This is a genomic window from Neorhizobium sp. SOG26, from assembly GCF_003491345.1.
In the GTDB taxonomy this organism is placed as follows: domain Bacteria; phylum Pseudomonadota; class Alphaproteobacteria; order Rhizobiales; family Rhizobiaceae; genus Neorhizobium; species Neorhizobium turbinariae.
In genome coordinates this window covers 3,292,537-3,312,995 of the sequence record NZ_CP025512.1, presented here as the reverse complement: position 1 = coordinate 3,312,995, position 20,459 = coordinate 3,292,537, and the positions used below count along the sequence as shown (strand labels likewise).

The window sequence follows — 20,459 nt, the reverse complement described above, 5'->3', positions numbered from 1 at the left end:
AGTCGGGCTTGAGCATTGCTAATTTGCCGATAGTCCCTATATTGAGCCTATCGAACTTGCTTGCGACCTTTGTCTACGCGCTCAGCGCACCGTCAGATTTCCTCTCAAATATCGATCATGCGGACGAGATACTGTCCGATCACACAAGCGATTGAAAGGAAATCGTTATGAATACTGGCACCGTAAAGTGGTTCAACAGCACCAAGGGCTTCGGCTTCATCGAGCCTGATGATGGCGCACAGGACGTTTTCGTCCACGTCTCTGCTGTAGAACGCGCTGGCATGGCGTCATTGGCCGAAGGCCAGAAGATCTCCTACGAGATCGTCCGCGACCGCAAGTCCGGCAAGAATTCGGCCGATAACCTTCGCGCCGCCTAAGGATGTCATTCGCACGACTGACCGCGGATGTACCGGCAGTCAGTGCTTGAATGGCAGTTAAGAGGTCGGGGTCAATCCCGGCCTTTTTGTTTTTTCCGGACCTTGTGTCCGACAAAGGAGAATGCAGTGAGCGCAAGAACCTATGCGATCGGCGATGACGTCGTCCTCAAGGCTGGCCTCACGCGCATGGCAACCGGCGACCGCACATGCCGGATCGTCGGCCTCCTGCCCGCCGCCGAGCGCGGTGAAAACCAGTACCGGGTCCGGGTCGGAACCGAGAACTTCGAGCGACGGATCGTCCACAGCGATATCGACGCGGGTGAAACGGCAGCGTCAGCACAGACCCGCCAGGCGGCCTCGTCGGCCGTTGCCGGCGGCTCCTGGCTCAACGCGTCGAGCATCCGGGTCGGCAAGTAGTTTAACAACCAGGAAAGGACATCATTTGCAGGTTCTAGTCAGAGATAACAACGTCGACCAGGCACTTCGCGTTCTTAAGAAGAAGATGCAGCGCGAAGGCGTTTTCCGTGAAATGAAGGCGCGCAGCGCTTACGAAAAGCCGTCGGAAAAGCGTGTGCGCGAGAAGGCCGAGGCCGTCCGCCGCTACCGCAAGCTGGCGCGCAAGAAGATGCAGCGCGAAGGTCTGCTGCCGGCTCCCAAGAAGGCTGCCCGCCCCGCCCGCTAGTGGCTTTCTGCCGCCGGACAACTCACCAGGAAGGAGAATATCATGACTGCCACAAAGGAAGAATTCTTCAGCCCCACCAAGCTTTCCGCGCGTGACAAAGCTGCTGCAACGGACCATACGGCCCGCGCCATCATCGCGGCCGAGGCTTCGCAGCGGGAAAAGAAGACCGAAAAGCTGAAACTGCTCCGCATGGAGCGGGAAGCTGCCGAGGCCGCAAGCGAGCCAAAGGCAGCGCCAAAGAAGCGCAAGGTCTCCAAGGATCACTAGAAAAAAGCCCGGCTTGCCCGGGCTTTTTCATGTCGTCTACCTTCTAGGCCGGCTGCAGTTCGCCGCGTCGCTGCTGCGGGATCGGCGGGAAGGCAAGTGCAATCAGCACCGCTCCAAGCCCAACAAGCGCCGAACCGATGAACAGCCAGTTGTAGTTGTTGAACTGGTCGAAGGCCCAGCCGCCCGCCAGCGGCCCGAAGGCCATGCCGATGCTCGACAGCATCGATGCCGCGCCCAGCACCGTTCCAAGCATCCGTGGCGCGAAATATTCCCCGGCCAACACCGCATACAAGGGCATGACGCCGCCATAGGTGCCGCCGAAGATGATCGCAAGCATGTAGAATTCGGTGAGGTTGCCCGCCATCGTATAGGCGGAAATCACCGCCGCCTGAATCAGCAACCCGCCGATCAGCACCGGCTTTACCCCCAGCCGGTCGGCCAGCACGCCGTAGAGGATGCGCCCGCCAAGCCCCGCCGCCCCTTCCACGCTGTAGATCGTCACCGCCGACATCGGCGCTATCCCGCAGAACATGGCGTAGCTCACCATGTGGAAGATCGGTCCGGAATGGGCGGCACAGCAGGCAAAGAAGGTGAAGGCCAGCACCAGGAACTGCGGCGAGCGCAGCACCTTGCCGAGCGGCGTTGTCTCCTTCATTCGGCTTGCCGTCGCGGCGCCGACCGGTGCATTGGCTGGTGCGGCCGGCGGCCGGCGCACCAGCAGCGCCGTCGGCAGAAGCAGTATCCAGGCACCGACGCCGATCACGAACATCGCCATGCGCCAGTCGTCATAGGCGGTGATCAGCCAGCGGGCGAAAGGCGAGATCGTCATCGGCGCCATGCCCATGCCGGCCGACACGAGCGACACCGCCAAGCTGCGATGCGTATCGAACCAGCCCATCGTCACCGCGATCATCGGCGCAAAGAAGGCGCTCGCTGACAGGCCAACAAGGCAGCCATAAACGAGCTGGAAGGCGAGCAGGCTCTCCACCTGGCTTGCCAGCACCAGCGCCAGCCCCAGCAGCACCGAGCCGAGCAGCACCACGACGCGCGCGCCATACCGGTCGCTCGCGGCACCCCACATGAAGCCGCCCAACCCCATCACGATGAAGTTCACCGTCATGGCGCTTGAAATGCCTGCATGCGACCAGCCGGTCGCCTTGGCCACCGGCTCCAGGAAAATCGCCAGCGAAAACATCGTGCCCACGGCCACGCAACCCATCAGCGCGCCCGCAAACACGATCACCCATCTGTAACTGCTCGTCATGTCCGGATCCTCCACCGCGACGTTTGTCATCCACCCGTTCAAAAACAGGCGCCTGACTTCAAGACGCGCGGCCTCCCGCCATGCCGACAAGGATTAGCACATTCTTTTAGAAAAACTTTGAGGAGGTGGAGGCGAAACGACAAAGCCCCGCTCGTGGGCGGGGCTTTGCGAAACTCTATTCGGCCGGAACGTCAGCTGCCGGTGTTGGGGCGGTTGTTGCCGACGGTCGAATTCGTCGATGCCGTCTTGCCGTCCGGCTGCTGGCCGTAATAGGTGCCGCCGAGATGGCCGCCGCCGCTGGTGTTCTGCACCTGCTTTTCGGCGCGTGCTACGGTATCCTTAACGTCACTCTTGCTCATCTCTTTCCTCCATTTTCGAGGTGGTACAAGTGCTTAACCAGCCCCCGACGGATCTGTTCCGAAATAAAACCGCGCTTCGACCCTTGCCAGGTTGACGCGGCACCCCCTGCCGCCTATTTGGGAACGACCATTTCCGAATAGGTATCTCCAAACCATGTCCACCGCATCCGCGACCGCGGCCCCTCGTGCCGGCCGACCCCGTGAATTTAATCTCGATGCGGCGCTCGATCGGGCGATCGTGCTGTTTTCGGAGCGGGGCTACCACGCGGCCTCGATATCCGATCTCACGGAGGCGATGGGTGTCGCGGCCGGCAGCCTCTACAAGGCGTTCAAGGACAAGAAGGCGATCTTCCTCGCCAGCTTCGACCGTTACAAGCAGGTCCGCATGGAACTGCTGGAGGCGGAGATCGCCCAGGGCCGCACCGGTCGCGACAAGTTGCACCGGACCGTGGCGTTTTATGCGCAAGCGGCGCAGGGCGAGATGGGGCGCCGCGGCTGCCTGGTGATCGGCACCGCGTCCGAGCTTGCCATCAACGACCCCGATGCCGCCGAACGCGTGTGCCGCTCGCATGCCCGCAGCGAAGCGCGCCTCGTGGAACTGCTGCGCGAAGGCCAGGCGGACGGCTCCATCCGGACCCACATCGAGCCGCTGGTGACGGCCAAAACACTGCTTTGCCTCATGCACGGCATGCGCGTCATGGGCAAGACGGGGCTCGACCCCGGACAGGCCGACAAGATGGTCGGTGCCGCCATGAAGCTTCTCGACTGACCAACCAATTTCTCCGACACTCCCTTTTCCTCCCCTAGGGGTTCTTGATGACAAGCAATACCGCAACCTTGGACGACGCTCCGGCTGTCCCGACAGCCATGTCGCCTGCAATGACTTTCGTGATGGCGCTCGCCTGCGGGCTGATCGTCGCCAACCTGTATTACGCCCAGCCGCTGGCAGGCCCGATTGCCGCTTCCATCGGCCTGCCGGCGCATGCCACCGGTCTCATCGTCACCCTGACGCAGATCGGCTACGGGCTGGGCCTGCTCCTCATCGTGCCGCTCGGCGACCTTCTCGAAAACCGTCGGCTGATCCTCATCATGATCGGCGTCGCAACGCTCTCGCTGCTGGCGGCCGGCCTCTCCAGTTCCGCGGTACCGTTCCTCGCCGCGTCGCTCGCGATCGGGCTTGCCTCGACGGCAGTGCAGATGATCGTGCCCTTCGCCGCCAACCTGGCGCCGGACAGCCACCGCGGCCGCGTTGTGGGCAATGTGGTCAGCGGCCTGATGATCGGCATCATGATGGCCAGGCCGGTCTCGAGCTTCATCGCCGAATTCACTTCCTGGCACCTCGTGTTTTTCCTGTCCGCCGGCGTGATGATCCTGATTGGGCTGACGCTGGCGCTCCGGCTGCCGCAGCGCATGCCGCAGACCCGGCTTTCCTACCCCGCGCTGATCGGCTCAATGGTCGAGCTTTACCGCACGCAGCCGGTCCTGCGCCGCCGCGCCTTCTACCAGACCATGCAATTCACCGCCTTCAGCGTGTTCTGGACGGTGACGCCGCTGGTGCTGGCCGGTCCGGCATTTCAACTGAGCCAGGCAGGCATTGCGCTGTTTGCGCTGGCCGGTGTTGCCGGCGCCATCGCCTCGCCGATTGCCGGGCGCCTCGCCGATCGTGATCTTGGCAAGCCTGCAACGCTGTTCGGCGTCGCATTGGTCGCAGTTGCCTTCCTCATGACCCATCTCGCGCCGGAAGGCTCGACCGCCGCACTCGCGCTTATGACGCTTGGCGCCATTCTTCTCGATTTCGGTGTGACGATGACGCTGGTGATCAGCCAGCGCGCCATCTATGGGCTCGGCGCCGACCTTCGCAACCGGTTGAACGGGCTGTTCATGGCGACCTTCTTCCTCGGCGGCGCCGTCGGATCAGCCGTTGGCGCCTGGGCCTTTGCAGAAGGCGGTTGGCTGTTTGCCTCCGCGATCGGCACCGTATTGCCGGTCCTCGCCTTTGGTTATTTCCTCACCGAAAAGCGCTGATCAAGAACCGATGGCAGGGCCCGCTCGACGCGCCCTGCCATCGCGTTGTCACTATTCGACGAGGTTGATTTCCTCGGTTTCCCCACCTTCGCAGGTGTAGCAGCAGTCTTCGCAGCTATCCTTGTTGTTCGGGCCCGTACCCCAATAGGTCTGCTTGTCGCCGGAAACCCAGGCGCCGTAGCAGATGGTTTCGCCCTGCTGGCAGGACAGCTTGATCTGCTTGGAATCGCCGTCATCGAGGTAATAGACCTCGTTTCCGCCCGGCCAGACATGCTTGCGGTCCTGGCTGTAGAGCTCGACTTCGACCGCGTTTTCGTGGCTGTTCTTCATGATGAAGGTGACGTCGTCCGCCAAGGCCTGGCCAGCGAAAAGACCTGCCATTGCGGACACAATGAATGCTGCTGCACGGCGCTTCGCCGGCAGCGAATATGAGATAGGCATGAAGTTCCCCCTTGAAACGCCAATGACTGGCGCGCGCTACTAAGAGCTGATTTCTTCTTGCAAATCGAGATGGGCAGGCGTCAGGGACACAAAAATTCTTGGCAATGGCTCAGGCAATTCGCTTGTAGAACAGGGTCGTGTCGCAAAAGCCGCCTTGCGGCCACATCGCATATTGCGGGATCACGCCGACACGCTCCCAGCCGAAGCGCGGATAGATCTTCTCCGCGTCGCTTCCCGTTGCCGTATCGAGCACCAGAAGCGTGCGTCCACGCCTTACTGCCTCCGCTTCCACCACTTCCATCAGCCTGCGCGACAAACCCTGGCCGCGCGCCGAGCGATGCACGAGAAGCTTCATCAGGTCGCCGCGGTGCGGCTGGTTCGGCTTCGTCGCAAGCCCCACCTGCACCGATCCGACGATCCTGCCCTCCAACTCCGCCACGGCGAGGATGATCGTGCCCTTCTCCACCGCATCGGCAATCTCCTGCCAATAAGCCACGGCGTCCTGCGGCGCGTAAGGCAGCATGAAGCCGAGCGAGGCGCCGCCATTGATGCAGTCGGAGAGGATCTCGCAAAGATCACCCACGCAGGCGTGGGCTTCGTCGGCAGTGGCAATCCGGATCGTGGCAGTCATGGGAGCCTCATTGAGTGGGATTCGGGTGTTAGCGGCCACGGTCGAGGATGACGGCGTAGCGGGCGGGTTTGTCGGAAGGATTGTGGAAGTCGAAGGCGTGGCCAATGTCCATGAAGAGGCAATCACCAGGCTCGAGCCGATGCACCGTCTCGCCGATCACCATCTCCAGCACGCCCTGAAACAGCCAGACATGCTGGGTCATGCTGCGGCTTTCATCGCGCGGCGGAAAGCTGACGCGCGCGCGCGCAGGAAAGTCCACCTCGACGATATCGACGCGGCTCGGCATGCCGGGCGGCGACACTGCGCGTCGGACATAACCGGTCTGCGGATCGCGCCAGGTCTTCTGCTCTCTCCGCCGGATGAGCGGCGCCGGCGGCTGCGCCTCGTCTGCAAAAAATGCCGAAAGCGATAACCCGAGTGCTTCGCAAAGCCGCGCCAGCAGCGCCGCCGTCGGGCTCGCTTCAGCCCGCTCGATCCGCGAGATCATCGCCCGACTGACGCCGGAACGCGCCGCGAGTTCATCCAGCGTCAGGCCCGCGTCGGCTCTCAGCCGCCGCAGCTTCTCGCTGATCGCGCCATCGATGTCACCATTCTCCGCTTCCATTATTCGAGCATGACATTCTCTTATGATGGAATCAATTGGTGGAGCATCGGACACATGATGATTTTTGCAGCGGGTGACGTTTCCACGACAGCCAAGCATCATGCTCTGCGGTAGAGAGCATCCAGACCCATTCCGGAGCCACCAGATGAACGATGCGAGCACGACCAGGGTGTCGCCTCTGTCGATCGCCAGCATCGTTTTGTCGATGACGATCGCCGCGGTCGGCAGCGGCATCATGTCGACCTACGTGCCCTTCGTGCTGACCCAGGCCGGCGAAACCTGGGCCGCGAGCAGCGCCGTGCCTGCGCTTGCCTTTGGCGGCCTCGTCGGCTGCGTGGTCGGCGGCCCGCTGATCCGCCGTGTCGGCCATGCGCGGCTGTTTGCCTGCTCCATGGCGATGGTCATCATCGCCGCCGTCATCATCGCGGCCGACCTGCCAGCCATCTGGTGGATCCTCGCCCGCGGGCTCTACGGCGCCGCCTCCAACGTGAACTTCATCATCGCCCAGAGCTGGCTGAACCATGCCGCCTCGAATGAATGGCGTGGCCGGGCAATGTCCTTCTTCTACATGGCCTATGTCTTGGGGCTTGGCGCCGGCGCCTGGGCCTTCGGCCAGATCCCGGTCGAAGGCAATCTTGCGCCGCTGGCCGTGGTCTTCGTCACCGCCCTTTCGATCCTGCCGATCGGGCTCACCCGCCTGCCGAACCCGCCTCCACCGGCCAGCGTCAGCGTCAACATCCCGATGGCCTGGCGCATCTCCCCGGTCGGCCTCATCGGCGTGCTGGCCTCCGGCGGGCTTTCCATGGTGATCCAGGGCTTTACCCCGATCTACGCCACGACCAGCCAGATCTCCCAGGGCGAAATCGCCCTGCTGATGCTCGTCATGCAGACCGGCCTGCTCTTCGTGCAATACCCGCTCGGCATGTTGTCGGACCTCATCGACCGGCGCGTCGTGCTCCTCATCACCTGCTGCCTCGTGGTTCTCGCCGGTGGCGCCGCGCTCTTCGTCTCCTTCGGCACCATCATCCTGCTGATGGTGGTTTTCCTCGTCTTCGGCGGCGCGGTCGAAACCGTCTATTCCGTTGCCAATGCGCATGCCAACGATCGCGCTGACCCTGGCGACTTCGTGCCTCTCTCCTCCACGCTGCTGGTCGCCTGGTCAACCGCCGCCACAGTCGTGCCGCTTGGCGTCACCCTGCTGACGCCCGTTTTCGGCCAGCACACCTTCATCTATGCGGTGATGCTGGTCGCCACTGCTTACGGCCTTTACGTGCTGCGGCGGCTGAAGGAGCGCAAGCCGGTGCCGACCGACGAGCGCGAGAACATCCGCATCCGCAGCGCCCAGGTGCCGAACGCATCCGTCATCACCGAACCGGATGCCGACACCACCGCCCCCTGATTGCCGCAAACGCTTTGCCTGCCGGGCATTTTATCCTCAACGAATGGTTATCTTTCCGCTTTGCGGTCTCCATTCGCGCTGCTATATGCGCGAGCCATGAGCACCTCTTCCCGCACGCCCCTTGACCATATCCGCAACTTTTCGATCGTTGCCCATATCGACCACGGCAAGTCGACGCTGGCCGACCGTCTGATCCAGACGACTGGTGGCCTTGCCGAACGCGAAATGTCGGAACAGGTCCTGGACTCGATGGATATCGAGCGCGAGCGCGGCATCACCATCAAGGCGCAGACCGTTCGCCTGCACTACAAGGCACATGACGGCGAAACCTATATCCTGAACCTCATCGACACGCCCGGCCACGTCGACTTTGCCTATGAAGTCTCGCGCTCGCTGTCGGCCTGCGAAGGGTCGCTGCTCGTGGTCGATGCCTCCCAGGGCGTCGAAGCCCAGACGCTCGCCAACGTCTACCAGGCAATCGACAACAACCACGAGCTCGTCACCGTGCTCAACAAGATCGACCTGCCGGCGGCCGAACCGGACCGCATCAAGGAGCAGATCGAGGAAGTCATCGGCATCGATGCCTCCGAAGCCGTGCTAATTTCGGCCAAGACCGGCCTCGGCATTCCGGACGTGCTGGAAGCGATCGTCCAGAAGCTGCCGGCGCCCAAGAGCGAGCTTGGCGAAAAGGGCCCGCTGAAGGCGCTTCTCGTCGACAGCTGGTACGACACCTATCTCGGCGTCATGGTTCTGGTGCGCATCATCGATGGCGTGCTGACCAAGGGCATGACCATCCGCATGATGGGCACGGACGCCAAATACCAGGTCGAGCGCGTCGGCGTGCTCACCCCGAAGATGGTCAATGTCGATAGCCTCGGCCCCGGCGAGATCGGTTTCATCACCGCTTCCATCAAGGAAGTGGCCGATACCCGCGTCGGCGATACGATCACCGAGGACAAGCGCCCGACCGCGAAGGCCCTCCCGGGCTTCAAGCCGGCCCAGCCGGTGGTGTTCTGCGGCCTCTTCCCGGTCGATGCGGCCGATTTCGAAGACCTGCGTGCCGCCATGGGCAAGCTGCGCCTCAACGACGCATCCTTCTCCTTCGAAATGGAATCGTCGGCAGCGCTCGGCTTCGGTTTCCGCTGCGGCTTCCTTGGCCTGCTGCATCTGGAGATCATCCAGGAACGCCTGGAGCGCGAGTTCAACCTCGACCTCATCGCCACCGCGCCTTCGGTCGTCTACCACCTGACGATGACGGACGGCACGACGCGCGAGCTCCACAACCCGGCCGATATGCCGGACGTGGTGAAGATCGACAAGATCGAGGAACCGTGGATCAAGGCAACGATCCTCACGCCGGACGATTACCTCGGCGGCATCCTCAAGCTCTGCCAGGACCGTCGCGGCATCCAGACCGAACTCACCTATGTCGGCAAGCGCGCCATGCTCACCTATGAGCTGCCGCTCAACGAAGTGGTGTTCGATTTCTACGACCGCCTCAAGTCGATCTCCAAGGGTTACGCCTCCTTCGACTACCACCTGCACGGCTACCGCGAGGGCAATCTCGTGAAGATGTCGATCATGGTGAACGGCGAGCCGGTCGATGCGCTCTCCATGCTCGTCCACCGCTCGGCGGCCGAGAAGCGCGGTCGCGACATGTGCGAAAAGCTGAAGGACCTGATCCCGCGGCACATGTTCAAGATCCCGATCCAGGCGGCGATCGGCGGCAACGTGATTGCCCGCGAAACCATCTCGGCGATGCGCAAGGACGTGACGGCCAAGTGCTACGGCGGCGACGCCACCCGCAAGCGCAAACTTCTGGAAAAGCAGAAGGAAGGCAAGAAGCGCATGCGCCAGTTCGGCAAGGTCGACATTCCGCAGGAAGCCTTCATCGCGGCGTTGAAGATGAAGGACGATTGAGGGGCGCCTCCTGTATCCCCTCACCTGAACCTTGCATCTAGCCTTCGGCCCAGGCTGCCGATTTTTCTTCCTCTCCCACAAGGGGGAGAGGAGCCGATGCGGCACGCGCGACGCTTCTCCCTCTTCCCGCGGGCGGGGAGAGGTTACAAAATCACGATCTTAGCTTCAGCTAAGTCGTAGATTTTGTTGGTGAGGGGATGCGGCACCCATTCCACACCCCGTGGAAAATCTCCTACCCCACCTCCAGCAACATCAACCACTTGACCGAAAAACCACGCTCGTTTTTCCACGCCCCAAAGTCTCGCTCCTACAATGGGCCCGTTCCGCATCGGATACGCTGGCAGGCGTGCCAGCCATGCGGGGCCGGCGCCGGAGTTGAAGGGACGACGTGAACCTTCACCTTCGGGGTTCGCGGAAAATGGTTCCCCTCCGGCGAGACGGGGGGAGACGGCAGGCAACGGACCGGCCTGTCATCTCCTGAGGCCCGAAAGAGCGCGCCGGACGTGCCTGTGCGGCACACATGGTGGCCGATCTGGATGGTTTCGCCGGACCTTTACGTCCGTCGATCCAGGATCGGAGCCGGCGGCAAAAGCCGTCCGGATCAGGCCACCGCAGAGGAACCCAAGTCGCGAGCAAAAACCGCCGAACGGGGCGCTGAGAGGTGTCACTTATACATTAAACTACGAGGCAGCTTTCAGCGCCCCGTCCGATACCTGGTCTCATCCAGGGTTCTTTGAAAATCCGGGGATCACCAAGGGAGGAGTCTGTCCGACCCTCACTTCGGCAGGTGATGCGGGTTCAGTCCCGGCACCCAATGGGTGTTCGGCAGGCGCGTGCCGGTATAGGTCACGCCGCTCGGCGTCTTGCAGCGATAAACGCGTCGCGGCAGCGTATCGCCATAGAGGATGTCATAGCGTCCACGGGCGATATACACATCCTCGATGTCGCTGGTGCAGTCGTAGCTGTCCTTCGCGACCCGCTGTTCTTCCGGCACGACGCCCGGCAGGTCCTTGAACGCCGGCGCCGGATTTGCAGCGGGTGTCGGGCGCGCCCAGTCGACGGTTCCGCGGTCGGCGGCAAACAGATGCCCCGGAACAAGCGCCGCGAGGATCAGCGCCACCACCATCACGGCCGGCAATATCCATGCACCTTTCAGCATTCACCTTGCTCCTGTTCCACCCGACGCAGGGGATGGATTCAAAGATATGGGCTGCGGGCAGGCGGTGCTATGGCCACGAATCAAACTTTGCGTGATCGGCTCAGGCGATGCGGCGATACCCCGTCGGCTGATCATAGAGCCAGCCGATGCGCTTCACGGCCGCCTCGAAGTTTTCCCGCGCCACGCTCATCGTGTGGCCATTGGCATGCAGAAGCACTTCCTCGTCTTCCATCACACCGACATGCCCTTTCCAGAAAACGAGGTCGCCGCGGCGAAGTTCCTCGCGGCTGATCGGCGTACCGATCGTCGTCTGCATGTCGGTGTCGCGCGGTGCAAACTTGCCGACCATCATCAGCGACAGCTGCACCAGCGCCGAGCAATCGATGCCGAAACCGGAGCGGCCGCCCCAGAGATAGGGCGTTTCGAGAAAACGTTCAGCCACCGCGACATAGTCATCGCCGAGCGCCTCGCCGACCGGCAGGCAGTGCCGGGCAATGACGGCACCGCCGGTCGACAGAAGGGCGTAGCGCGTGCCGCGGACTTCCGTTTCGCCCGTTACCGTGACTCGGCTGCCCATCGACAGCGCCGCCGTCGGGAATGTTCGCAATTCCGGCTGCGGATAGATGAAGGTGCGCGGCACGGCGATCCAGTGGGTCGGCTCCCCGCCCTCGGCAAGAGCTGCTTCCGGCAGGTAGCCGACATAACCATCGGCATGGGCCTGCACCCAGGCAAAGCCATCGGCGCGGTCGAAGACGCGGACCGTTTCGCCCAACAGCAATTCGGTATCGATGCCGCGGGCAAGATCCGGCACCGGCCGAAGCTGCGCCACCGGAACCGCGATCCGCGCCGACTTGCCCTCGACAAAGCGCTTCGCCTCGACCCGGCCCTCCAGCGCCATGTCCGCGAGATCCGGGCGGAAGGCGTGCAGGCGGCGGTCGAGGGGCTTGTCGGTCGTGTCGGTCATGATCCCTGTCCAGAGCGGCGGGCCTCGCTGATGATGAGGTCGCCCAGTTTTTCGAGAAACAAGGCACCGGCAACGGTGCGCTTGATCACCACGTTGCGGCGGTCGCGCTCGTCCCGCTCGCGGTCCACCAGGCCCATGTCGCCCATCGTGTCGAGCGCCCGGGTGATCACCGGCTTCGTCACGCCAAGCGTTGCCGCAAGCCCCCGCACCGTGTGCGGCGGTGGCACGAGGTAGATATGCAGCAGGACCGACATCTGGCGCAACGTGAGATCGCGCCCGTCATGCCGCACCTGCTGGAGCGAAACGCGGTGCCAGAGCCCCAGTGCTTGCGTCGCGGTGAGTTCCACCGGCATGGCGATCCTCTTTGCCAAATCCGGCGGATTTTAAGCGCAAGGTCGTTACCGGTCTGTTGCGGTGGCCCCGCCTATTTCGCCGCCATGTCGCGGATCACCTTGTAGAGCGCCCGGATTGCAAAGGCCTCCCCGCCGACTGGCGCATGCGGCTTGTCGGCCGTCACCCAGGCATAGATGTCGAAATGCACCCACCTCTCGGTGGCGGTGACGAAGCGCTTCAGGAACAGCGCGGCCGTGATCGCGCCGGCCATGCCGCCGGATGGCGAATTGGTCAGGTCTGCGGCGCGGGCGCGGATGTCCTTGTCGTAGCCCATCCACAAGGGCAGGCGCCACATCGGGTCGGTTTCAGCCTTTGCGGCTTCCGCCAGCCTGGAGGAGAGCTTTTCGTCATCGGTGAAATAAGGAGCGAGCTCGGCACCAAGCGCGACGCGCGCCGCACCCGTCAGCGTCGCCATGTCGACCAACAGCTCCGGCGGGTTTTCATCCGCATAAGCCAGAGCATCGGCGAGGATGAGCCGACCTTCGGCATCGGTATTGTCGATCTGGACCGTCAGCCCCTTGCGGCTCTTGTAGATATCGCCCGGGCGGAAGGCATTGCCGGAGATCGAGTTCTCCACCGCCGGCACGATCACCTGCAGGTCGACCTTCAGCCCGGCGTCCATGATCATCAGCGCAAGGCCCATGACATTGGCCGAGCCGCCCATGTCCTTCTTCATCAGCGCCATGTTCGCGGCGCCCTTGATGTCGAGGCCGCCGGTGTCGAAGCAGACGCCCTTGCCGACCAGCGTGATCCGCGGATCGCCCTTCTGGCCCCAGCGCATCTCCAGCAACCGCGGTGCTGAAACGCTGGCGCGCCCGACGGTATGCACGAGCGGGAAGTTCTCCTTGATGAGGTCGTCGCCGACGATCGCGGTGACAGTTGCACCATAATGCTCGCCAAGCGCCCGGAAGGCCGCCTCCAGCTCCGCCGGTCCCATCTCGTTGGTTGGCGTGTTGACGAGGTCGCGCGCCAAAAAGACTCCGGCGAGCTGCCGCTCGATATCGGCCGCATCGGCCCCACCCGCGATCGAAAGGCGCACATCCTTGCGCTTGTCGGACTTGTAGCGGCTGAACCCATAGGAGCCGAGGCCAAAGCCGAGGGCTGCCTGTTCCGGCGTCAGCGCACCGGTCTGAACCTGCCAGTCGCCGGCGGGCAGGAGCTTGGAAAGCTTGCCGCCGATGAAGGGGGCTTCGCTCGGGTTGGCCCCGAGGCCGAACAGTGCGCAGCCGATCTCGCCCCCCTCGCCCGGCACCAGCAGAAAGGCGCCCGCCTCGCCCGTGAAGGCCGCGGACTTCGCCCAGGCCAGCGCCCGCGCATCCAGCGCCCCCTGCTCGATCTCAGCCGGGGTCACGGCATAAACAATCTTCGCCGCAGCGCCTGCCGCACTGAAGGGAGAAGGACGATCGGTATACTGGAAGGTGGTCATGGTGAGGCTGCCCTGGAAGCGACTGGAATCATTCGTCTTAACGGTCTGTTAGGGTTAACAGTTTATTGTTGCAGTGGAAATCCGTTAATGCCTGCCACACTGCAGGAGAACGCTCGACCAACGAGACCAAAGTCATGACCGCTGCAGCCGCTTACCTATCCAGCACGTCCTTTGCCGCTCGCACCGCGGCGCTTCTGCTTGCCGCCGCGATCACCGGCTGCGCCAGCACCAAGCATGACTCGATCACCACCGGCTCCATCCCGAAGGTGTCGACCGCCTCGCTGCAGTCGATGAACGCGACCGAGCTTGCCAATACCGAACGCTCGATCGGCGCGGCTTATGCGAAGGACCCGAAGAACAAGGCGATCGGCCTGCAATATGCCAATGTGTTGGGCATGACGGGCAAGAACGCCCAGGCGCTCGCGGTGATGCAGCAGGTGGCGATCGCCCATCCGGCCGACCGCGAAGTGCTCGCCGCCTACGGCAAGGCCCAGGCCGCCGCCGGGCAGCTGGAACAGGCGCTGGCGACGATCAACCGGGCACAGACGCCCGACCATCCGGACTGGCGCCTCTATTCCGCAGAAGGTGCGGTCCTCGATCAGCTCGGCCGCTCGGCCGAAGCGCGGCAGAAATACCGGATGGCGCTCGATGCCCAGCCGAACGAGCCAAGCGTCACCTCCAACCTCGGCATGTCCTACGTCCTCTCAGGCGACCTGAAGACCGCGGAAACCTACATGCGCACCGCCGCAAGCCAGCCGGGCGCCGACAGCCGCGTGCGCCAGAACCTGGCGCTCGTTGTCGGCCTCCAGGGCCGTTTTTCAGAAGCGGAAGAGATCGCCCGACGTGAACTCTCGCAGCAGCAGGCGGACGCCAACGTGACCTACCTGCGCTCCATGCTGTCGCAGCAGAACTCCTGGGCGAAGCTCGCCGACAAGGATGGCAAGCCGAAGTCGACCAGCACGAACTGACCGCAGAGCCGGTGAGCAAAGGGATGGCGGTTTAGGGAAAGAGATGGCGGACAAGGTGGGATTCGAACCCACGGTACGCTTTCACGTACACACGCGTTCCAGGCGTGCGCCTTAAACCACTCGGCCACCTGTCCTATCGATGTCTTGCGTCGCTCGCGAAGCAAAACGTTGGAACGGCCGCGATATATACCGATCAATTCCCAAGGATCAACCGAAATCTAAAGCTTTTTTGTCAGGTCCTTCGGGAACATGGCCCAAGCGTTGTCAAGCACGGCGACGAAGGCTATCTCTCAGGGACCGGCTGCAGGTGCAGACCGGCCAAAGATGTCGGGTTGTTTCGGATGAGGCCTCTTCAGTTTCTGTTTCGCTTCATCAGCGCTCTGGCCCTGCTGGCGGCCATTGTGGCAGGCGTTCTTGACTCCATCCAGTCCGTCTCCGCCTCCGGCGTGGTGCTGACCAGTCTCGGCAACATGTGGCTCAACCTCGACCCCGAAAGCCTGACGCTCGCGGAGATCTACGCGGAAACCTATGTCAGCGAAGGCCTGTGGCGGCCGGTGATCGGCCCGGCGCTGGCGCAACCTGCCTTTGCGATCTTCCTGGGGCTCGCCCTGCTCTTCTGGATGGCCGGCTATCGCAAGCCGCGCTTTGCAGGGCGCTTTTCCGCCTGACGCACGTCGCTTTCACGGTTGCGCGCCGCCTCTGCGGAAAGCTTGCACGGGCAGGCTGTGGAAGTTTTAAGCACGGCCCGCTTTTGTACCAACTGGACAAAAAAATCTGGTGAATTTTTCCCGGACCCATGCAAGAGTGCCCGGAGCCAAACCCTTTTTTTCCACAAGGGCAGGTTGCCGCAGAATTTCCCGGGGAGCGGGTCTTGCGGGAGGACCTAACAGCTAAAAACAGGGCTGAACAATGAAGAAAACCCTTTTGAGCCTCATCGCCTTGAGCGCCATGTCGGCAACCGCCTTGGCGGCTGAGGTCAAGCCGGCGCTCGTTTATGGTACCGGCGGCAAATTCGACAAATCCTTCAACGAAGCTGCCGCTGCCGGCGCTGAACGGTTCAAGGCGGAAACCGGTACCGAATACCGCGATTTCGAGCCGAAGGACGATACGCAGGGCGAACAGGCCATCCGCAACTTCGCAAGCCGTGGCTACAACCCGGTCGTCGCCGTTTCCTTCGCCTGGACCTCGGCCATGGAAAAGGTCGCCAAGGAATATCCGGACACGAAGTTCGTGATCGTTGACTCCGTTGTCGACCTGCCGAACGTGCGCTCCGTCCTTTACAAGGAAGAGGAAGGCTCCTACCTCGTTGGCGTACTGGCCGGCATGGCCTCCAAGACCGGCAAGGTCGGCTTCATCGGCGGCATGGACATTCCGCTGATCCGCAAGTTCGGCTGCGGCTACGTCCAGGGCGTCAAGGCGGCGAAGTCTGACGCACAGGTCTTCCAGAACATGACCGGCACGACCGGTGCGGCCTGGAACGATCCGGTCCGCGGTGGCGAACTGACGAAGAACCAGATCGACCAGGGCGCGGACGTGATCTACGCAGCAGCCGGCGCGACTGGTCTTGGTGTGCTGCAGACCGCAGCCGACAACAAGAAGCTTTCGATCGGCGTCGACTCCAACCAGAACCACCTGCATCCGGGCTCGGTGCTGACCTCGATGGTCAAGCGCGTCGATCTGGCCGTCTACAACGCGTATCTCGACGTGAAGGACGACAAGTTCACCGGCGGCATCCAGTCGCTCGGCGTCAAGGAAGACGGTGTTTCGGCAGCGATCGACGAAAACAACAAGTCGCTGATCACCCCGGAAATGCAGGCAGCGGTCGACAAGGCAAAGGCCGACATCATTGCCGGTACCGTGAAGGTACACGACTACACGACGGACAGTTCCTGCCCGATGTGAGGCATTTCGATTGAAGGGCGTATGGCGGCGCGGTTCGCCATGCGCCCTTTTTTCATATGACCGGAAAGGCACCCCATTTGAGCCTGGACCTCTCAAAGAATGAGCCCGCCATCGAGCTTGTCGGCATCGACAAGAAATTCGGCGCGGTGCATGCCAACAAGAACATCAACCTCACCGTCGCCAAGGGATCGATCCATGGGATCATCGGCGAAAACGGTGCAGGCAAGTCGACGCTGATGTCGATCCTCTACGGCTTCTACCAGGCAGACCAGGGCGAGATCCGTATCTCCGGCAAGCCGGTGACGATCCGCGACAGCCAGGCGGCGATTGCGGCGGGCATCGGCATGGTCCACCAGCACTTCATGCTGGTCGAAAATTTCACCGTGCTCGAGAATGTCATGCTCGGCGCGGAAGGCGGGCAATTGCTGCGCCAGGGCGTTTCGAGCGCCCGCAAGGAGCTGAAGCGGCTCGAAGATGACTACGGCCTCGATGTCGATCCGGATGCGGTGATCGAGGAACTGCCGGTCGGGCGCCAGCAGCGCGTTGAAATCCTCAAAGCGCTCTACCGCGGCGCCGAGATCCTGATCCTCGACGAGCCGACGGGCGTGCTGACGCCGGCCGAGGCGGACCACCTGTTCAAGGTGCTCAAGGTCCTGCGCGACCAAGGCAAGACGATCATCCTCATCACCCACAAGCTGCGCGAGATCATGGCGATTACCGATACGGTGTCGGTGATGCGCCGCGGCGAGATCGTTGCGACGCGCAAGACAACGGAAACGACAGTTGAGGAACTTGCTGAGCTGATGGTCGGCCGCCGCGTCCTGCTGCGCGTTGAAAAGGGCGATGCCAATCCCGGCAAGGTGCTTCTGTCGGTGAAGAACCTGACGGTCAAGGACAGCCGCGGCGTCACCATGGTCGATGACGTCTCGTTTGACGTTCGCGCCGGTGAGATCGTCGGCATCGCGGGCGTTGCCGGCAACGGCCAGTCGGAGCTTCTGGAAGCAATCGCAGGCATCCGCAAGCCGGCGTCGGGCGAGATCCTGCTCGACGGCAAGCCGACGGCGGGCGCCGATCCTGCCGAGCTGCGCGAACTGGGGCTCGCGCATATTCCCGAAGACCGCCACCATATGGGGCTCGTGCTGAAGTTCGAGGAATACGAGAACTCGATCCTCGGTTATCATCGCGAGAGCCGTTTCGGCGGCGCCATGCTCAACCTCGACGAGATCCGCAAGCAGGCGGAAGATCAGATTGAAAAATACGACATTCGCCCCCCGAACCCGCGGCTGAAGACCGCCAACTTCTCCGGCGGCAACCAGCAGAAGATCGTGGTGGCGCGCGAGATTGAACGTAACCCGGATGTGCTGATCATCGGCCAGCCGACCCGCGGCGTCGATATCGGCGCGATCGAATTCATTCACAAGCGGATCATCGAAATGCGTGATGCCGGAAAGGCGGTCCTCCTGGTGTCGGTGGAGCTCGACGAGATCCGCTCGCTGTCCGACCGCATCCTGGTGATGTTTGCCGGCAAGGTGGTTGGCGAACAATCGGGTGAAGCAAACGAGCAGGCGCTGGGCCTGATGATGGCTGGGATTGCTGCATGAGTACCGCATCCGTGCCACTTCCCGCCTGGATCAACTACGGGCTGATCCCGCTTCTGAACCTGTTCCTCGCCTTCTTCTTCTCCGGCCTGGTTGTCTGGGCGATTGGTGAAAGCCCGTTCGAGGCGCTGAAACTGCTTCTTGCCGGCGCGCTTGGCCGGGGCGAAGGCATCGGCTTCACGCTGTTCTACGCAACGAGCTTCATCTTCACCGGCCTGTCGGTGGCGGTCGCGATCCATGCCGGCCTGTTCAACATCGGCTCGGAAGGCCAGGCCTATCTCGGCGGGCTTGGCGCAGCGCTCGTTGCGCTGTCGCTCGACCGTTACGTTCCCTGGTATGTGACGATGCCGTTCGCGATCATCGGTTCGGCACTGTTTGGCGCCGCCTGTGCCGCCATTCCCGCCTGGCTGCAGGCCAAGCGTGGCAGCCACATCGTCATCACCACCATCATGTTCAACTTCATCGTCTCGTCGCTGATGAACTACATCCTGGTGCGGGTGCTGATCGTGCCGGGCAAGATGGCGCCGGAAAGCCGCACCTTCCTGGAAGGCGGGCAGTTGCCGAAGCTCGACTGGCTGATCGGCATGTTCGGCGGCCGGCTAGGTGCCGCGCCGCTCAACTTCTCCTTCCTCGTCGCCCTTGTGATGTGCTTCCTCGTCTGGCTGCTGATCTGGCGCACCAAACTCGGTTACGAGATGCGCACGCTTGGCCACAGCCCGACGGCTGCAAGCTACGCCGGCATGCGCTACGCCCGGATCGTGATGATCACCATGCTGATCTCCGGTGGCCTGGCCGGCATGATGGCCTTGAACCCGGTGATGGGCGCGTCCGCCCGGTTGCAGATCGAGTTTGTCGGTGGCGCGGGCTTCGTCGGCATTGCCGTGTCGCTGATGGGCCGCAACCACCCGGCCGGCATCATTCTCGCGGCACTATTGTTCGGCGTGCTCTACCAGGGTGGCGCTGAACTTTCCTTCGACATGCCGACCATCACCCGCGACATGATCGTCGTCATCCAGGGCCTAGTCATCCTGTTTGCGGGTGCGCTCGAATACATGCTGCGGCCGGCGATCGTCCGGGTCTACCAGCAGATCAGCGGGAAGTAGCTCATGGATTATTTCGATATTTTCATCAGCATTCTCGGCTCGGCCATCCGCCTGTCGATCCCGCTGCTGTTTACCGCCCTTGCAGGCCTGTTCTCCGAACGTGCCGGCATCTTCGACATCGGTCTTGAGGGCAAGATCCTTGCCTCCGCCTTTGCCTCGGCTTGCGTCGCCTACTGGACCGGCAATGCCTGGGCGGGCCTCGCCACCGGCATCGCGACCTCCATCGTGTTCTCGCTGGTCCACGGCTTTGCCTCGATCACCAACCGCGGCAACCAGATCGTTTCCGGCGTGGCGCTGAACTTCGTGGCGGCGGGTCTGACGATTGTGCTGGGCTCGGCATGGTTTGGCCAGGGCGGGCGTACCGGCCAGGTGCCGGCCTCCGGTCGCTTCTCCGGCATCACGCTGCCCGGTGCCGAGATGATGCGCGATGTGCCAATCATCGGGCCGCTTTATGCGAACGTGATCTCCGGCAACAACATCCTCACCTATATCGCCTTCCTGATGGTGCCGATTTCCTGGTGGATCCTGTACCGGACCCGCTTTGGCCTGCGCGTTCGCGCCGTGGGTGAAAATCCGGGTGCGGTGGATACCGCCGGCATCTCGGTCGCCTGGCTGCGTTACCGCGCGCTGATCGTCGCCGGTTTCCTGTGCGGTTTTGCCGGCACCTACCTCTCGATCGCCCAGTCGGCTGCCTTCATCAACAACATGTCGGCCGGCAAGGGCTACATCGCGCTCGCGGCGCTCATCTTCGCCAAGTGGAAGCCGGTGCCGGTGATGCTCGCCTGTCTGCTGTTCGGTTTCCTCGATGCTTTCGCCAACTTCATGCAGGGCAAGGCGCTGCCGGGAATCGGCGAAGTGCCGGTACAGATCTTCCAGGCGCTGCCATACATCCTCACCTGCGTGCTGCTCGCCGGATTTATCGGCGTCGCCCGTCCGCCGAAGGCCGGCGGCGTGCCCTACACAAAGGAGCGTTAATC

General features: G+C 62.7%; 23 protein-coding genes and 1 tRNA gene. 14 read left to right on the top strand and 10 right to left on the bottom strand.

The window, feature by feature from the left end; translation table 11 throughout:
- The first annotated feature begins 167 nt into the window (after window positions 1–167).
- The 4 genes from CYG48_RS16295 to CYG48_RS16280 all read left to right on the top strand — a co-directional run bounded on the left by CYG48_RS16295 (window position 168) and on the right by CYG48_RS16280 (window position 1,326).
- Entirely contained in the window at window positions 168–377 is a 210-nt protein-coding gene (locus CYG48_RS16295; protein ID WP_118851336.1) for a cold-shock protein, read from the top strand.
- 126 nt (window positions 378–503) lie between these two features.
- The gene (locus tag CYG48_RS16290) at window positions 504–794 is read left to right on the top strand and encodes a cold-shock protein (RefSeq protein ID WP_118851335.1); all 291 of its coding nucleotides are present in this window, start codon (window positions 504–506) and stop codon (window positions 792–794) included.
- Window positions 795–819: 25 nt separating this feature from the next.
- Window positions 820–1,059 (top strand): 30S ribosomal protein S21, encoded by a 240-nt coding sequence (gene rpsU, locus CYG48_RS16285; RefSeq protein WP_118851334.1) that lies wholly within the window; start codon window positions 820–822, stop codon window positions 1,057–1,059.
- A 42-nt stretch (window positions 1,060–1,101) separates the two neighbouring features.
- Complete coding sequence (locus tag CYG48_RS16280) at window positions 1,102–1,326, top strand: hypothetical protein (RefSeq protein WP_118851333.1); 225 nt, start codon at window positions 1,102–1,104, stop codon at window positions 1,324–1,326.
- 43 nt (window positions 1,327–1,369) lie between these two features.
- Here CYG48_RS16280 and CYG48_RS16275 read toward each other — a convergent pair whose 3' ends face one another.
- Both CYG48_RS16275 and CYG48_RS22560 read right to left on the bottom strand, forming a co-directional pair.
- A complete protein-coding gene (locus CYG48_RS16275) occupies window positions 1,370–2,590 on the bottom strand; it encodes an MFS transporter (RefSeq protein WP_118851332.1) in 1,221 nt (406 codons plus the stop codon).
- A 191-nt stretch (window positions 2,591–2,781) separates the two neighbouring features.
- Window positions 2,782–2,949, bottom strand: coding sequence for a hypothetical protein (locus tag CYG48_RS22560; RefSeq protein WP_199925162.1), 168 nt, complete (start codon window positions 2,947–2,949; stop codon window positions 2,782–2,784).
- A gap of 154 nt (window positions 2,950–3,103) precedes the next feature.
- Here CYG48_RS22560 and CYG48_RS16270 point away from each other — a divergent pair, with 154 nt between their 5' ends.
- Together CYG48_RS16270 and CYG48_RS16265 are read left to right on the top strand one after the other, a co-directional pair.
- Window positions 3,104–3,718, top strand: coding sequence for a TetR/AcrR family transcriptional regulator (locus tag CYG48_RS16270; RefSeq protein WP_118851331.1), 615 nt, complete (start codon window positions 3,104–3,106; stop codon window positions 3,716–3,718).
- A gap of 47 nt (window positions 3,719–3,765) precedes the next feature.
- Window positions 3,766–4,974 (top strand): MFS transporter, encoded by a 1,209-nt coding sequence (locus CYG48_RS16265; protein ID WP_118851330.1) that lies wholly within the window; start codon window positions 3,766–3,768, stop codon window positions 4,972–4,974.
- 51 nt (window positions 4,975–5,025) lie between these two features.
- Here the strand turns inward: CYG48_RS16265 and CYG48_RS16260 are convergent, their stop codons facing one another.
- The 3 genes from CYG48_RS16260 to CYG48_RS16250 form a co-directional block, all read right to left on the bottom strand.
- A complete protein-coding gene (locus tag CYG48_RS16260) occupies window positions 5,026–5,415 on the bottom strand; it encodes a hypothetical protein (RefSeq protein WP_118851329.1) in 390 nt (129 codons plus the stop codon).
- 109 nt (window positions 5,416–5,524) lie between these two features.
- A complete protein-coding gene (locus CYG48_RS16255) occupies window positions 5,525–6,046 on the bottom strand; it encodes a GNAT family N-acetyltransferase (RefSeq protein ID WP_118851328.1) in 522 nt (173 codons plus the stop codon).
- 28 nt (window positions 6,047–6,074) lie between these two features.
- Window positions 6,075–6,650 carry a helix-turn-helix domain-containing protein gene (locus CYG48_RS16250; RefSeq protein ID WP_118851327.1) on the bottom strand — a complete coding sequence of 192 codons (576 nt, stop codon included), beginning with the start codon at window positions 6,648–6,650 and terminating at the stop codon, window positions 6,075–6,077.
- 145 nt (window positions 6,651–6,795) lie between these two features.
- On the opposite strand from CYG48_RS16250, the gene CYG48_RS16245 reads away from it, so the two are divergent.
- Together CYG48_RS16245 and lepA are read left to right on the top strand one after the other, a co-directional pair.
- A complete protein-coding gene (locus CYG48_RS16245; protein WP_118851326.1) occupies window positions 6,796–8,049 on the top strand; it encodes an MFS transporter in 1,254 nt (417 codons plus the stop codon).
- A gap of 96 nt (window positions 8,050–8,145) precedes the next feature.
- Complete coding sequence (lepA, locus tag CYG48_RS16240; protein WP_118851325.1) at window positions 8,146–9,969, top strand: translation elongation factor 4; 1,824 nt, start codon at window positions 8,146–8,148, stop codon at window positions 9,967–9,969.
- 775 nt (window positions 9,970–10,744) lie between these two features.
- On the opposite strand, the gene CYG48_RS16235 is transcribed toward lepA, so the two are convergent.
- The 4 genes from CYG48_RS16235 to CYG48_RS16220 all read right to left on the bottom strand — a co-directional run bounded on the left by CYG48_RS16235 (window position 10,745) and on the right by CYG48_RS16220 (window position 13,911).
- Complete coding sequence (locus tag CYG48_RS16235; protein WP_118851324.1) at window positions 10,745–11,128, bottom strand: hypothetical protein; 384 nt, start codon at window positions 11,126–11,128, stop codon at window positions 10,745–10,747.
- A 100-nt stretch (window positions 11,129–11,228) separates the two neighbouring features.
- Complete coding sequence (locus tag CYG48_RS16230) at window positions 11,229–12,092, bottom strand: C40 family peptidase (protein WP_118851323.1); 864 nt, start codon at window positions 12,090–12,092, stop codon at window positions 11,229–11,231.
- Window positions 12,089–12,445, bottom strand: coding sequence for a MarR family transcriptional regulator (locus tag CYG48_RS16225; RefSeq protein ID WP_118851322.1), 357 nt, complete (start codon window positions 12,443–12,445; stop codon window positions 12,089–12,091). The genes CYG48_RS16230 and CYG48_RS16225 overlap by 4 nt, the downstream gene beginning before the upstream one ends.
- A 71-nt stretch (window positions 12,446–12,516) precedes the next feature.
- On the bottom strand, window positions 12,517–13,911 hold the full coding sequence (locus CYG48_RS16220; protein WP_118851321.1) for a leucyl aminopeptidase family protein: 1,395 nt from the start codon (window positions 13,909–13,911) through the stop codon (window positions 12,517–12,519).
- 134 nt (window positions 13,912–14,045) lie between these two features.
- Here CYG48_RS16220 and CYG48_RS16215 point away from each other — a divergent pair, with 134 nt between their 5' ends.
- The gene (locus CYG48_RS16215) at window positions 14,046–14,879 is read left to right on the top strand and encodes a tetratricopeptide repeat protein (protein ID WP_118851320.1); all 834 of its coding nucleotides are present in this window, start codon (window positions 14,046–14,048) and stop codon (window positions 14,877–14,879) included.
- A 44-nt stretch (window positions 14,880–14,923) separates the two neighbouring features.
- Here CYG48_RS16215 and CYG48_RS16210 read toward each other — a convergent pair.
- Window positions 14,924–15,013 (bottom strand) — tRNA-Ser (locus CYG48_RS16210).
- A gap of 207 nt (window positions 15,014–15,220) precedes the next feature.
- Here CYG48_RS16210 and CYG48_RS16205 point away from each other — a divergent pair.
- The 5 genes from CYG48_RS16205 (at window position 15,221) to CYG48_RS16185 (ending at window position 20,457) form a co-directional block, all read left to right on the top strand.
- Window positions 15,221–15,547: a hypothetical protein gene (locus CYG48_RS16205; protein ID WP_118851319.1), complete on the top strand. Its 327-nt coding sequence runs from the start codon at window positions 15,221–15,223 to the stop codon at window positions 15,545–15,547.
- Between the two features lie 241 nt (window positions 15,548–15,788).
- Window positions 15,789–16,781, top strand: a complete 993-nt coding sequence (locus CYG48_RS16200) for a BMP family lipoprotein (protein ID WP_118851318.1) — start codon at window positions 15,789–15,791, stop codon at window positions 16,779–16,781.
- Between the two features lie 56 nt (window positions 16,782–16,837).
- Entirely contained in the window at window positions 16,838–18,382 is a 1,545-nt protein-coding gene (locus CYG48_RS16195; protein ID WP_118851317.1) for an ABC transporter ATP-binding protein, read from the top strand.
- Complete coding sequence (locus tag CYG48_RS16190; protein ID WP_118851316.1) at window positions 18,379–19,482, top strand: ABC transporter permease; 1,104 nt, start codon at window positions 18,379–18,381, stop codon at window positions 19,480–19,482. Before CYG48_RS16195 ends, CYG48_RS16190 begins: the two co-directional genes overlap by 4 nt.
- Before the next feature lie 3 nt (window positions 19,483–19,485).
- The gene (locus tag CYG48_RS16185; protein ID WP_118851315.1) at window positions 19,486–20,457 is read left to right on the top strand and encodes an ABC transporter permease; all 972 of its coding nucleotides are present in this window, start codon (window positions 19,486–19,488) and stop codon (window positions 20,455–20,457) included.
- The last annotated feature ends 2 nt before the right edge of the window (window positions 20,458–20,459 follow it).